The organism is Pseudideonella sakaiensis (assembly GCF_048320135.1).
GTDB classification, from domain to species: domain Bacteria; phylum Pseudomonadota; class Gammaproteobacteria; order Burkholderiales; family Burkholderiaceae_C; genus Ideonella_A; species Ideonella_A sakaiensis_A.
This window is the reverse complement of record NZ_CP182947.1, coordinates 1,948,180-1,962,452: the sequence shown is the minus strand read 5'-3', so window position 1 is coordinate 1,962,452 and position 14,273 is coordinate 1,948,180. Positions and strand designations below refer to the sequence as shown.

9 protein-coding genes are annotated in these 14,273 nt (G+C 66.7%); 5 read left to right on the top strand and 4 right to left on the bottom strand.

Going from position 1 to position 14,273, the window contains the following annotated elements; all coding sequences use genetic code 11:
- Positions 1-38 precede the first annotated feature (38 nt).
- Positions 39-1,535, top strand: coding sequence for a transglycosylase SLT domain-containing protein (locus tag ACNH6H_RS08665; protein WP_418317095.1), 1,497 nt, complete (start codon positions 39-41; stop codon positions 1,533-1,535).
- A gap of 12 nt (positions 1,536-1,547) precedes the next feature.
- Here the strand turns inward: ACNH6H_RS08665 and ACNH6H_RS08660 are convergent, their stop codons facing one another.
- The 4 genes from ACNH6H_RS08660 to ACNH6H_RS08645 all read right to left on the bottom strand — a co-directional run bounded on the left by ACNH6H_RS08660 (position 1,548) and on the right by ACNH6H_RS08645 (position 6,936).
- Positions 1,548-2,663, bottom strand: a complete 1,116-nt coding sequence (locus ACNH6H_RS08660) for a Leu/Phe/Val dehydrogenase (protein WP_418317094.1) — start codon at positions 2,661-2,663, stop codon at positions 1,548-1,550.
- A gap of 257 nt (positions 2,664-2,920) precedes the next feature.
- Positions 2,921-4,936 carry a TonB-dependent receptor family protein gene (locus ACNH6H_RS08655; RefSeq protein WP_418317093.1) on the bottom strand — a complete coding sequence of 672 codons (2,016 nt, stop codon included), beginning with the start codon at positions 4,934-4,936 and terminating at the stop codon, positions 2,921-2,923.
- 116 nt (positions 4,937-5,052) lie between these two features.
- Positions 5,053-6,132, bottom strand: a complete 1,080-nt coding sequence (locus ACNH6H_RS08650) for an endonuclease/exonuclease/phosphatase family protein (RefSeq protein ID WP_418317092.1) — start codon at positions 6,130-6,132, stop codon at positions 5,053-5,055.
- A gap of 144 nt (positions 6,133-6,276) precedes the next feature.
- Entirely contained in the window at positions 6,277-6,936 is a 660-nt protein-coding gene (locus tag ACNH6H_RS08645) for a trimeric intracellular cation channel family protein (RefSeq protein WP_418317091.1), read from the bottom strand.
- Positions 6,937-7,207: 271 nt separating this feature from the next.
- Between ACNH6H_RS08645 and ACNH6H_RS08640 the strand changes: the two genes are divergently transcribed.
- From ACNH6H_RS08640 to katG, 4 genes are all read left to right on the top strand, one after another.
- Positions 7,208-8,986, top strand: coding sequence for an N-acetylglutaminylglutamine amidotransferase (locus ACNH6H_RS08640; RefSeq protein WP_418317090.1), 1,779 nt, complete (start codon positions 7,208-7,210; stop codon positions 8,984-8,986).
- Positions 8,987-8,996: 10 nt separating this feature from the next.
- A complete protein-coding gene (ngg, locus tag ACNH6H_RS08635) occupies positions 8,997-10,751 on the top strand; it encodes an N-acetylglutaminylglutamine synthetase (RefSeq protein ID WP_418317089.1) in 1,755 nt (584 codons plus the stop codon).
- A complete protein-coding gene (locus ACNH6H_RS08630; protein WP_418317088.1) occupies positions 10,748-11,872 on the top strand; it encodes an osmoprotectant NAGGN system M42 family peptidase in 1,125 nt (374 codons plus the stop codon). Before ngg ends, ACNH6H_RS08630 begins: the two co-directional genes overlap by 4 nt.
- A 185-nt stretch (positions 11,873-12,057) precedes the next feature.
- Positions 12,058-14,271 carry a catalase/peroxidase HPI gene (gene katG / locus ACNH6H_RS08625; RefSeq protein WP_418317087.1) on the top strand — a complete coding sequence of 738 codons (2,214 nt, stop codon included), beginning with the start codon at positions 12,058-12,060 and terminating at the stop codon, positions 14,269-14,271.
- Positions 14,272-14,273: the final 2 nt, after the last annotated feature.

Sequence of the window (14,273 nt, the reverse complement as noted above, 5' to 3'; positions counted from 1 at the left end):
GATCGGATCGGCCTGCGGTGTCACCATCAGCGGCCGTTATGCCTTCCTTCTGGAAATCGTTCGTCCGGCATGTGCCCCGCAACCGGATCAGTGCAGTGCTGGTATTTGCTGCCGCGCTGCTGCTTGTCGTCTGGGGACTGACCGCTGTCCTGCTGAAACCGGCCGACGACGGCGCGAAACGCGTCGCGGCGTTGCCGACCGAACGCTTCGTCGGCGACCTCGGCGAAATCCGCGAGCGCCGCGTGCTTCGTGCGCTGGTGGTGCCGAGCAACAGCGACTTCTTCCTGTCCGGTGCGCGAATCGAAGGCCTGCAGGCGCGGTTGCTGCTCGAATTCGAGAAGCAGCTGAACCGCGGCATCCGCCGCGCCGAGGACAGGGTGCGGGTGCAGTTTCTGCCGGTCACCTTCGACCGGCTGATTCCCGAACTCGAGGCCGGCCACGGCGACATCGCCGCGGCCATGCTGACGCTGACGCCCGAGCGCGAGCGGCGTGTTGCAATGATCTCGGCAAAGGCGATGCCGGTCAACGAGGTGGTCGTCACCCACCGTGGCAGCGAGCCAGTACGCAGCATCGAGGACCTGGCAGGCCGCGAGGTTCACGTCGTGCGTGGCAGCAGTTATGCCGAGCACCTGCGCGAGCTGAACGAGGTGTTCGACGAGCAGGGGCTGGATCCGGTCGAGATCCACGAGGCCGATTCGACATTGATCGGCGAGGACATGCTCGAGCTGGTCAATGCCGGTGTCGTCGACCTGACCGTCGTCGACGATTTCAAGGCCAGGCTGTGGGCCAAGGTCTATACCGACATCGTGATCCACAACGATGTGCGGCTTTCCGAAGGCGGGCACGTCGGCTGGGCGGTGCGCAAGGGCAACCCCGAACTGCAGGCCAGCCTGCAGCAGTTCCTGCGCAAGGTCAGGCAGGGCACGCTGCTCGGCAACATGCTCAACGCGCAGTTTCTCGGCCGCAGCGAATCGATTTCCGACCCGACCAGCCCGGAAGACCGCCGCAAGCTCGATGCGGTGCGTTCGCTGTTCGAGCGTTATGCCAAACGGTATGAGTTCGACCCGCTGGCGCTGCTGGCACAGGCCTACCACGAGTCGGGCCTCGACCAGAGCCGGCGCAGCTCGCGCGGCGCGGTCGGCATGATGCAGCTGTTGCCGAGCACTGCGCGCGATCCGGCGGTCGGCATACCGAATATCAGCAGCATCGAGAACAACGTGCATGCCGGCGCCAAATACATGGCCTACCTGCGCGACCGCTATTTCTCGACCGACGATATCCCCGCCGACGAGCAGATGGCCTTCGTCTGGGCGGCTTACAACGCCGGCCCCGGGCGTGTCTCGCAGATGCGCAGGCTGGCCGAGAAGATGGGGCTCGATCCGAACCGCTGGTGGGGCAATGTCGAGGTTGCGGCAGGCCGGCTGGTCGGCCGCGAGACGGTCAAGTACGTGGCCGACATCCACAAATACCAGATCGCCTACAACCTGCTCGACCAGCACGAACGGCAGCGCGCCGAGCGCACCGAGGGCGGCTGAGCCGCACGGCGTTCAGTCCGGCCTGACCAGCTTCGAGCGGGCCCAGGCGTCGGCCTCGCGGGCCGGTGGCAGGCCGCTTGACGCGGCGCGCTGCAGCAGTTCGTCGACCCGCTCGCCGATCCGCGTGACCTCGGCCATCACCATCTGTTCGTCGCCTTCGTTGCGGTATTCGCGGGCGACGCTGACGATGCCGCCGGCATTGATCAGGTAGTCGGGCAGATAGAGGATGCCGCGCTGGTGCAGCGCATCGCCGTCGTCCGGTTTGGCCAGCTGGTTGTTGGCCGCGCCGCCGATCAGCCGCGCGCGGACTTTCGGCACGCTGCGCTCGTCGAAGACCGCGCCGAGTGCACATGGCGCCAGCACGTCGACATCGGCGCCGATGATCTCGTCGGCAGGAACCGCGTCGGCGTTGAAAACCTCTTGTGCCCGCTTGACGCGGCCGGCATCGACATCGGCTACAACCAGCTTCGCGCCCTCCAGGTGCAGAAAGCCGGCGAGGTGCCAGCCGACCGCGCCGAGGCCTTGCAGACCGACGCGGACGCCGTCGAGCGAGTCACGCTGCAGGTGCGCACGCACGCCAGCCTTGATCGCGACAAAGACGCCCCATGCGGTTTTCGGGCTCGGATCGCCGCCGAAGCTGCCGTCGCGCGGAATGCCGCTGACGAAGGCGGTGTGCTCGCGCATGCCGAGCATGTCGTCGGTGGTCGTGCCGACATCCTCGGCGGTGATGTAGACGCCGCTCAGCGATTGCACCGCGCGGCCGAAGGCCGAGAACAGCGCCGGGCGGTCGAATTCACCGGCCGGCTTGATGATCACCGCCTTGCCGCCGCCGAACGGCAGGTCGGCCAATGCATTCTTCAGGCTCATGCCCTGCGACAGCCGCAGCGCATCGTTCAGCGCCGCCAGCTCGTTGTCGTAGCGCCAGAAGCGGCAGCCGCCGAAGGCCGGACCGCGCGCGGTGCTGTGCACCGCGATGAAGGCCTTCAGGCCGGTCTGCTCGTCGGCAACCAGCAGCACCCGTTCATGCGGCGGCTCGCCTGGGAGGCCGAACAGCGATGTCGGCAGCGTGGCCGGGTCGCTGCGCAGCGCGTGGATCAGTTCGGATGAAGATTCGGATGAGAGGGTCATGGCTGCTGCACTCGTGGTGCGGTGGATTGACGGTTCGGGCTCGTGGCCCCGGGGCAGTTTAGGGCAACGCTGAAAAAGTCCCGCACGGCGAGCGCATCCTTGCTTTCGGCGGTCTGCGGCGTTGCAAATCCTCGCCATAGCTTGGGCTATGGCTGTGGTTTGCGCCTTGCAGCCCATCCGAAACCAAGGCGCGCTCACTCGCGAGGACTTATTCAGCGTCGCCTTAGAACGTCGGGCCGGACCCGGCGACAAGGGCTTCAGAAACGGTGGCCGAGTTGCACGCCAAGCGCCCAGTTGCGGCCGCGCGCGCTTTCGAAGAAGCGGCCGTTGAAATCGTTGACGATCACCGAGCCGATATACCGGCGGTCGAACAGGTTGTCGATGCGGCCGAAACCGCCGATCTGCCAGCGGCCGATGTCGCGGCGGTAGCCGAGGCTCAGCGACGCGGTCGTGAAGCCCGGTGCGGCGGCGCTGTTCGCATCGTCGGCAAACATCTTCGAGCGGTGCTCGACCGCGGCGCCGAGCGTCCACGCCGCGCCCAATCTGCGTTCGACGCCAATGTAGGCCGCATGCCGCGGCTGGCCGGGCAGCCGGTTGCCGGCCGATGCATCGCCGGACGGCGTGACGAAACGGCTGTCGAGCCAGGTCCAGGCCGCGCGCACGTTCCAGCGGCGTTCGATGCGCAACGCGGCTTCCAGCTCGACGCCGCTGCGCCGGGTATCGCCGGCATTGCGGTAGGTGGTGCGGCCATTGCGGGTGCCGCTGCTGACGATTTCGTCGCTGCCATCGGAGCGGAACAGCACCAAGCTCCAGTGCCCCTGCAGGCCGGGCCGGTCGGCCTGCTGGCGCCAGCCGAGCTCGAACTGCGTGCTGCGCGCCGGCCGCAGCCCGCGGTTGAAGCCGTCGCCGTCGGGGCTGTACGACAACTCGGTCAGCGTCGGCGTCTCGAAACCGCGGCCGGCGCTGGCATGGATGGTGGTGTCGGGCGACGGCGAATGGCGCAGCGATGCCACCGGCAGCCATTGCGTGAAGCGCTGGCGGCTGCTGTCGTCCGGATTGCCGGCGCTGACAAAATCGTCGCGGGTGCGGAACGAGACCCGGCTGTGACGCAACCCGGTATCGAGTGTCCAGCCGCTGGCCAGCGTCCAGCTCGCCTGCATGAACGGATCGGTGGCGGTGACGCGGTTGTTTTCGTCGCGGCGCAGCCGGCCCTTTACACCGAGCGCAGCGCCGTCGAAATTCTCGAAGCCGCGGCGGTCTTCGTCGAGGTGTTCGATGTCGAGCCCGGCGCTCAGCCGCAGCGGCAGCGCCGCATCGTCGAAGCGGCCGCTCCACAGCAGACGGATGCCGCTGTGCTGCCGCGCCAGCTCGATGACGCCGCCGGCATGGCGCGGATTGGCCTGGAACTGCGGCGGGATCGACAGGAACTGCAGCAACCGGCGCCGCCCGTGATACACGGTTGCCGAGACGGCATGGCGGGCATCGATGCGCCGCTCGATCGTCGCGCCGAGTTGCTGCTGGCTGATCGTCTTGCGGGTATTGAAGCGCTCGGCGACTTCGGACGCCTGTTCGGGATCGCGTTGCCACTGCTCCCAGGTCAGCCCCTGCGGATCGAGCGCGTCCGAATCCACGCTGTTCGCAACGATCGACAGGCCGCCGTCGGCCAGCGGCAGCAGCAGCCGGGCATTGGCGATCGTGCGGTCGGCCGCCGAATGGACGCGGAATCCGTCGCTGCGGTAGCGGCTGACACTCAGCAGATGGCCGATGCCGCCGATCGGCTGGCCGCTCGACTTCAGCGCCAGCCGCTGTTGGCCATCGCTGCCGGCCATCAGCGCGCCGTGCGCCTTGTATTCGCCGCTAACCGGCGTCTCGGTATAGAAGCTGACGACACCGCCCGAGGCATTGCCGTACAGCGCCGAATACGGGCCGCGGATCACCTCGACGCGATCGAGGGTGCCGATGTCGATGTGCGAGGTCTGGCCCTGGCCGTCGGGCATCGTCGCCGGTATGCCGTCGACGATCAGCCGCATGCCGCGTACGCCGAAGGTCGAGCGGGTGCCGTAGCCGCGCACCGTCAACTGCAGGTCCTGCGCGAAGTTGTTGCGGTTGTTGACCAGCAGCCCCGGCACGCCGGCCAGCCCGGCCGACAGGTCGACCTGCAGTTGACGGTCCTGCAGCTGGCTGGCGTCGATCACACTGGCGGCGGCCGGCAGTTGCTGCAGGTCGACCGTGCCGATCGCCGAACGCACCTCGATGGTCTGCAAGGTCGGCACGGCCGGCGTGACTGGCGACGGCTGCGCCTGCACGGCAGGGGCCAGCAGACAGACCGCGGCCGCGATCGCCGGCGCCCGCCGACAACGGGGTGGCAGCGGCGCAATGGGCATACGAACTACGACAAGGCCTCCCGATCGGCATCGACCTTCTCGATCTTTTCCTCGGCGACCTCGCGGTCTTCGGCATCGGGCTTCAGCTTCTCGTGTTCGCGCACAGCGGCGGGATCGAGGTGCAGCACCGCCGCGATCGGGAAGTGGTCGGAACCGATATCGGGCAGCCGGGCGATCTCGACCAGCTTGAAGTCCGGTGAACAGAACACATGGTCGAGCGGCCAGCGCGCGAACGGATAACGCGCATTGAAGGTATTGAAGGTGCCGCGGCCGATCCGTGGGTCGAGCAGGCCGCTGATATTCTGGAAATGGCGGGTCGTCTCCGACCAGGCGACGTCGTTCAGGTCGCCCATCACGATCACCGAGCGGGCCGGCTTGTCGATCGACTCGGCGACCACCAGCAATTCGCCATCGCGTTCGGCGGAGGTCGGATTTTCGGTCGGGCTCGGCGGCGCCGGATGCAGGCAATGCAGATCGATGACCCGGCCTGAGCGCAGCCGCACCTGGGTCTGGATCGACGGCTTGTCGTCCTCGACCAGAAAATGCAGCTCCGGGTCGATCAGCTCCAGCCGCGAATACAGGTGCATGCCGTACAGGTTGTCGAGCGGATGCTTGACCGAAAACGGGTAGTCGGCTGCCAGCGTGTCGAGACGCTCCTCCCACCAGCGGTCGGTCTCGACCGTCAGCAGCAGGTCGGGCTTGCGCTCGCGGACCAGTTTCAGCAGCGCGTCGGCATTGCGATTGGTCGTCAGCACGTTCGATACCATCAGGTGCAGCGTCTCGTCGTCGGCGGGCCCGCCGGCGGTGTGCACCTGTTTCTGATACAGCGGCGTATACGGCGCGATGCGGATCAGCTGGAACACCATGCTGGCGGCCAGCCCGGCGACCAGCAACCAGTCGAGCGGACCACGCAGACCGAGAAAGGCGAGGTAGCAGAACAGCGTGACCGCACCGATGATCGCGATCTGCACGCGCGGAAATTCGAAGATCCGCACATACCAGGCATCGCTGCGCAGCAAGGGCAGCAGAGTCCAGATGATCACCAGACCTGCACACAGCGGAGCCAGCCAGCGCAGGATCATCATCCGACCGGCCTGTCATGTGGACAGCCGCTGTTGCGGCCGATGGCTTGCTGTGCTGGATTCGACACGATCCCTCCCGGTGGTGAGAACAGGCCGCCGATCATTGGTTCCGCGGAAGATGGTCGAGCGAGGCCGGCATGCGTGTCGTCATCGATCGCGGGCTTCGTCGGCCGACTCCAGCCGGTGGCCGGCGACGACGAATTCAGGCAGGTGCAGCTTGCCGAAGATCGCGGCAAGCCGGCAGATGAAGATGATCAGCATCGACGCGGCCGCCAGCAGGCGCTCGTCGATCAGCCCGAAGAAGACGACGTAGAACACCGCACCGACCAGCGCGCAGGTGGCATACAACTCGCCGTCGCGGTGCAGGATCATCGGGATCTCGCGCGTCAGCAGGTCGCGGATCATGCCGCCGGCGCAGCCGGTGATGCAGGCCATCATCACGACGATGCCGGGGCTGGCGCCGATTGCCTGCGCCTTCTCGGCGCCGAGGATCGCGAACAGCGCGAGGCCGGCCGCATCGAGCACCAGCATCGTGCGCCGCGGGTAGGCCACGTGGCGGCAGGCGATGAAGGCGGTGACCGCCGAGATGATCGCGGTCCATAAATAGACGTTGTCGACGACCCAGCCGATCGGGTGTGCATTCAGCGTGATGTCGCGGATCGTGCCGCCGCCGAGTGCGGTGACGATCGCCAGCACGACGACGCCGAGGATGTCCATGCGCTTGCCTTGCGCAGCCAGCGCGCCGGTGATCGAGAAGACGCAGACGCCGGCGAGTTCGGCAAAACGGATCAGGGTGGCGTAGTCCATGGTGGTCGCGGGCAGCAGAAGGGGAGGGCGTCGGCGCATGTCGGACGCCGGCAGCACTGTATCTGCTGGAGGGGCGAGTCGGCGTTGTCCGACAGGCCGGCGCGGCCAGCGGGCAGCTGGCCGACAATATTTGAGGCTATACAATTACGGGATCCCTTCGGCAGCGCGATGCTGCCGCACCGTCGATCAATCGGCGGCGCCTTCTCCCGTGCGCGATGCCGCGATTTGCCGCCGCCGCCATGCTCTGCGAGCAGAAAGGCAGCCGCGAACGATGTGCGGATTTGCAGGAGAAATACGATTCGATCAGCGCAGCGCCGATGTCGGCGCCGTGCAGCGGATGTCGGAGGTGATCGCGCCCCGCGGGCCGGATGCGCAAGGCCTGTTCCACCAGGGCCGTTATGCGGTCGGGCATCGCCGGCTGAAGATCATCGACCTGAGCAACCATGCCGAGCAGCCGATGGTCGACCGCGACCTCGGCATGACGATCGTCTTCAACGGCTGCATCTACAACTACAAGCAGCTGCGCAGCGAACTCGAGGGCCTCGGCTACCGCTTCGCGTCGACCGGCGATACCGAAGTCGTGCTGAAAGCCTTTCACGCCTGGGGCGACGACTGCATGCAGCGTTTCCACGGCATGTTCGCGTTCGTGATCCATGAGCGCGACAGCGGCCGGGTGACGATGGTGCGCGACCGCTTCGGCATCAAGCCGCTGTATACCGCGCCGGTGGCCGGCGGGTTGCGCTTCGCGTCGACGCTGCCGGCCCTGCTGGCCGGTGGTGACATCGATACGTCGATCGACGTCGATGCACTGAACCACTACATGTCGTGGCACGCCGTCGTGCCGCCGCCGCGGACCATCCTGCGCGGCGTGCGCAAGCTGGCGCCGGCGACGATCGTCCACATCGACGCCGATGGCGAGCAGACCAGCCGCACCTGGTGGACGCTCGATGTCGCCGCCGATGCCGAACTCGTGAAACTGCCGGCAGCCGAGCGCGAGGCGATGGTCGAGCAGGCGCTGCGTGTCGCCGTCGAGCGGCGCATGGTTGCCGACGTGCCGGTCGGCGTGCTGCTGTCCGGCGGCGTCGACTCGAGCCTGATCGTCGGGCTGCTTGCCGAGGCCGGCCAGCAGCACCTGCAGACGTTTTCGATCGGCTTCGATGCGGCCGGCGGCGAGGCCGGTGACGAATTCCGCTATTCCGATCTGGTCGCAAAACGCTACGACACCGACCACCACCAGATCCACATCCCGACCGCCGAGTTGATGGATGCGCTGCCCGGCACGATCGCGGCGATGCACGAGCCGATGGTCAGCTACGACAACGTCGCGTTCTACCTGCTGTCGCGCGAGGTCGCGAAAAAGACCAAGGTCGTGCAGAGTGGGCAGGGCGCCGACGAGGTGTTTGCCGGCTACCACTGGTATCCGAAACTCGCGCAGGCGAATCCGGCCGATGCGGTCGCTGCCTACCGCGCGGCGTTTTTCGACCGCACGCCCGACGAGATGGCGCAGATGCTGGCGCCGGGCATGTTGTCCGGCGACGCCAGCCAGGAGCTGCTGCAACGCCACTTCGACGGCCTGGCGCGCAGCTCGCCGGTCGAGAAGGCGCTGCACATCGACACCACGGTGATGCTGGTCGACGACCCGGTCAAGCGCGTCGACAGCATGACGATGGCCTGGGGGCTCGAGGCGCGGGTGCCGTTTCTCGACCACGAGCTGGTCGAACTCGCCGGCCGGCTGCCGGCCGACGACAAGCTGGCCGAGGAGGGCAAGGGCGTGCTGAAGCGGATCGCGCGCCGCCTGCTGCCGCGCGAGGTGGTCGATCGGCCGAAAGGCTATTTCCCGGTGCCGATCCTGAAGTACATCGACGGGCCGGTGCTCGAGATGATCCGCCAGACGATGGGCAACCAGGCCGCACGCGAACGCGGCATCTTCAACCGCGCCGAAGTCGACCGCCTGCTCGCCGAGCCGGCCGAACACCTGACGCCGCTGCGTGGATCGAAGCTGTGGCAGGTTGCCTTGCTCGAACTGTGGTTGCAGCGGCATGGAATTTGAGGACGTTTTGATGGCCGACCAATCCGATTCCAGCGCCGACCAGAATCCGCTCGATCCCCGATTGATGCCGACCTTGCGCCACTGGCAGGCGCACGAAGCCGGCGCCGGCCCGGTGATCGTCGACTGCGGCTGGGGCCGGCTGCTGCTCGGCCAGACCTTCACGAATCCGGAGCAACTGGTGAAGGCGCTGGAGGACGAGTCGGAGCAGCAGCGCGATGTCGCGATCTATGTGCGCGACCCGCATGTGATCGTCGCCCGCTCGCCGCAGCGGCTGTTCCTCGACCCGTCGCATACCTTCCGGCTGCCGCTGCAGCGTGCGACCTTGGCCGACCAGCAGCACATCGACTGGTTCGTCCGCACCGCGCAGCCCGACGACGAGGAGGCGATCAACCGCATCCTGCAGTCGCGCAACATGGTGCCGGTCGCGCCCGGTTTTCTCGAGCGCGGCGCGAGCGACGAGCGGCTGGTGCTGCTGGTCGCGCAGGAGGCTGAAAGCGACAACGTCGTCGGCGTCGTCACCGGTGTCGACCATGTCAAGGCCTGCGGCGATGCCGAAGGCGGCAGCAGCCTGTGGTCGCTTGCGGTCGATGCGCAATGCCTGCGTCATGGCATCGGTTATGCGCTGGCGACCGAGCTGGCCAAACGTTTCCGCGACCGCGGCCGCCGCTACCTCGACCTGTCGGTGATGCACGACAACGTCGAGGCGATCAATCTGTACCAGAAGATGGGTTTCGAGCGGGTGCCGGTGTATTGCGTGAAAAACCGCAATCCGATCAACGAGAAGCTGTATGTCGGCCCGAGCCTGGAAGAAAAACTCAATGTCTATGCGCAGATCATCGTCGACGAGGCGCGCCGCCGCGGCATCCTCGCCGAAGTGATCGATGCCGAATACGGCTATTTCCGGCTGTCGTTCGGCGGCCGCCAGATCATCTGCCGTGAATCGCTGTCCGAGCTGACGACGGCGGTCGCGATGAGCCGCTGCGACGACAAGCGCGTGACGCGCCGCGTGCTCGAGGCCGGCGGTGTGCACACGCCGGAGCAGATGACCGTCGGCGACGACGAGGCGCTGCGCAGCTTTCTCGAGCGGCATCCGCGGGTCGTCGTGAAGCCGGCGCGTGGCGAGCAGGGCCATGGCATCACCGTCGACGTGCGCGGCGAGGAAGCGGTGCGCGCAGCGATCGAGGTCGCGAAGCGGTATTGCGACGACGTCATCATCGAGGAACTCGCCGCCGGCGAGGATCTGCGCATCGTCGTGATCGACCATGAGGTCGTTGCCGCGGCAACCCGCCGGCCGGCGCAGGTCGTCGGCGACGGCAAGACCGCTCTGAAGACGCTGATCGAACGGCAGAGCCGGCGCCGCGCCGCGGCGACCCATGGCGAAAGCACGATCCCGATCGACGACGAGACCGCCCGCTGCATCGATGCGGCCGGTTTCGACTACGACAGCGTGCTGCCCGAAGGCAAGACGCTGACGGTGCGCAAGACCGCGAACCTGCACACCGGCGGCACGATCCACGACGTCACCGCCGAACTGCATCCGCACCTGCGCAGCATTGCCGAAAAGGCCTCCCGGCTGCTCGACATGCCCGTCGTCGGCCTCGACCTGATGGTGCCTGCGGTCGACGGCGCCGACTATGCGGTGATCGAGGCCAATGAACGGCCGGGCCTGGCCAATCACCAGCCGCAGCCGACGGTGGAACGATTCGTCGATCTGCTGTTCCCACAGACCTGCCGCGCAGCCAACTCGAAAGAAAGGAAAGGATGATCGACAAGGAATTTCTGCTGAAGACGCTGAAACGCCTGCTCGAGACACCGAGCCCGTCGGGCATGACCGACGCCGTCGTGCGGCTGGTCTGCGAGATCCTCGACGAGATCGGCATCGAGTACAAGCTGACCCGGCGCGGCGCGATCCGTGCCTCGCTGCCGGGTGAAGCCGACAGCCCGAAACGCGCGATTGCCGCGCACATCGATACGCTCGGCGCGATGGTCAAGGCGCTGAAGCCGAATGGCCGGCTCGAGATCGTGCCGATCGGCTTCTGGTCGAGCCGGTTTGCCGAAGGCGCGCGGATGACCGTCTACAGCGACAACGGCAACTACCGCGGCACCGGCCTGCCACTGAAGGCGTCGGGCCATACCTTCAACAAGGAGATCGATACCCAGCCGGTCGACTGGAAGCAGGTCGAGCTGCGGCTCGACGAACGCTGCGCGAGCGTGGCGGACCTGATGCGGCTCGGCGTGCGTGTCGGCGACACCATCGCCGTCGACCCCGGCACTGAATTCGGGCCGAACGGCTACATCACCTCGCGTTACCTCGACGACAAGGCAGGCGTCGCATCGCTGCTCGCCGCTGCCGAATCGATCAAGCGCAAGGGCACGAAGCTGCCGCTCGATGTGCTGCTGCTGTTCACGATCTCCGAAGAGGTTGGTGTCGGCGCGTCGCACATCCTGCACGGCAACGATGTCGCCGAGATGATTTCGGTCGACAACGCGACCAATGCCGAGGGCCAGAATTCGAGCGACTTCGGCGTCACCGTCGCGATGATGGACAGCGCCGGGCCGTTCGACTGGCACCTGACGCGGCATCTGCTCGACCTCTGCCGCGAGCACAACATCGAACATGCGCGCGACGTCTACCGCTACTACCGCAGCGACGCCGCATCGGCGCTGGAAGCCGGCAACGACATCCGCACCGCGCTGCTGTGTTTTGCCTGCGACGCGTCGCACGGCTGGGAACGCACGCACGAGGATTCGCTGATGTCGCTGGCGCGGCTGCTCGCCGCGCAGATGGCGAGCCAGCCGCTGTTCCACCGCGACCGCAAGGCGCTCGGCCCGCTCGAGGATTTCCCGCCGGCCGAGGTGCAGACGACGCCGGACCGGCCGCTCTGACTGGCCGAGCCGCATGCGGAAAAAATCCTCCCGTCGGTCGAAGTTCCGAGCGGGAAGCAAGGCCCTGCCCGCGGTGCGGGGTGGATAGGCAGCGCCAATGATCGGCATGAAGATTCCAGATTTGCGGCATTCGCCACTTGGCGTCAAGCTAGCGTTCTGTCATGGAAAACGTAGGAGATAAACCGATGGATGCGAAGACCGGAACACTCGGCGGCGGTTGCCCGATGGGCCACGACAAACCCAGGGCGCTGCTGGGCCGGACCAACAAGGACTGGTGGCCGGAGATGCTGGCCACCGAGATCCTGACTCCGAATGGCATCAGCAATCCGCTCGGCGCGGATTTCGACTATGCGGCGGCTTTCAAGCAGCTCGACTACCAGGCGCTGAAAGCCGACCTGACGGCATTGATGACCGACAGCCAGCCGTGGTGGCCGGCCGACTACGGGCACTACGGTCCGTTCTTCATTCGCATGGCCTGGCACGCGGCGGGCACCTACCGCACCGCCGACGGTCGCGGCGGCGCCAACAGCGGGCAGCAGCGTTTCGCGCCGCTCGACAGCTGGCCCGACAACGGCAACCTCGACAAGGCGCGGCGCCTGCTGTGGCCGATCAAGCAGAAATATGGCCAGCAGGTCAGCTGGGCGGATCTGTTCATCCTCGCCGGCAACGTCGCGATCGAGAGCATGGGCGGCCCGGTGTTCGGCTTCGGCGGCGGCCGCGCCGACGTTTTCGAGCCGGAGCGCGACATCTACTGGGGCTCGGAAGACAAGTGGGTGAATCAGGGCGTGCAGACGCGGATCGCGCCGGAACATGGCCTGCACGAGATCGAGGGTCCGCTCGCCGCGATCCAGATGGGCCTGATCTACGTCAATCCGGAAGGCCCGGGGGGCAATCCGAATGACGATGCCGGCATGGCGCGCGACATGAGGGAAACCTTCAAGCGGATGGCGATGGACGACGAGGAAACCGTTGCGCTGACCGCCGGCGGCCACACCTTCGGCAAATGCCACGGCAACGGCGACCCATCATCGCTCGGCACGGCGCCGGCGGGTGCGGACCTCGCCGCGCAAGGATTCGGCTGGGTCTCGACGCTGGAGCATGGCGGCATCGGCGAGCACACCGTGACGAGCGGCATCGAGGGCGCGTGGACCAACACGCCCGACAAGTGGACCGAGAACTACTTCCGGCTGCTGCTCGACTACGACTACGAGCTGACGAAAAGCCCGGCCGGCGCGCACCAGTGGACGCCGATCAACCCGAAGCCGGAGGACATGGCCCCGGCGGCCTGGGATCCGTCGATCAAGGTGCCGACGATCATGACGACCGCCGACATGCAGCTCAAGCGCGACCCTGCCTATCGCAAGATCTCGGAGAAGTTCCGCAACGACCATGCGGCATTCAAGGACGCATTCGCGCGGGCCTGGTTCAAGCTGACGCATCGCGACATGGGGCCGAAGGTGCGCTACCTCGGCCCGGAAGTGCCAAACGAAGACCTGATCTGGCAGGACCCGATTCCGGCCGGCAAGCAGCCATCGGACAGCGAGGTCGCGGCGGTCAAGAAGAAGATCGCCGACAGCGGCCTGACCGTCAGCCAGCTGGTGAAGACCGCATGGGCGTCGGCATCGACCTACCGCAAGTCGGATTTCCGCGGCGGCGCCAACGGCGCCCGCGTCGCGCTCGCTCCGCAAAAGGACTGGGACGTCAACGAGCCGGCTGTGCTCGCCAAGGTGATCGATACGCTGAACGGCTTGCGCGGCTCGATGAGCCTGGCCGATGCGATCGTGCTCGGCGGCGTGGTCGGCCTCGAGAAGGCGATTCGCGACGCCGGCGCAGCGTGCGACGTGCCATTTACCGGCGGCCGCGGCGATGCAACGCAAGAGCAGACCGACGTCGAGAGCTTCGCCGTGATGGAGCCCGAGGCGGACGCCTTCCGCAACTACGTTGGCAAGAAGAAGCTGGCGCTGAAGGTCGAGGAGATGATGTTCGACAAGGCGAGCCTGCTCGGCCTGTCTTTGCCCGAGATGATCGTGCTGGTCGGCGGCCTGCGCGTGCTGGGCGCCAACCACGGCGAGCGCGGCCACGGCCACTTCACGAAGCGCTCCGGCCAGCTGACCAACGACTTCTTCGTCAACCTGTACGACATGACAAATGTCTGGAAGGCGGTCGACGGCTCGGACGACCAGGAATACACGGCCACCGACCGCAAGGACGGCAAGGAAACCTGGCGCGCGACGCGGGCCGATCTGGTCTTCGGCTCCAACTCCGAACTGCGCGCGGTCGGCGAGGTCTATGCGCAAAAGGGCGGCGAGCAGAAGTTCGTCAAGGATTTCGTCGCCGCATGGACCAAGGTGATGAATGCCGATCGCTTCGATCTGAGCTACGCGAAGTACCACGACTGAGC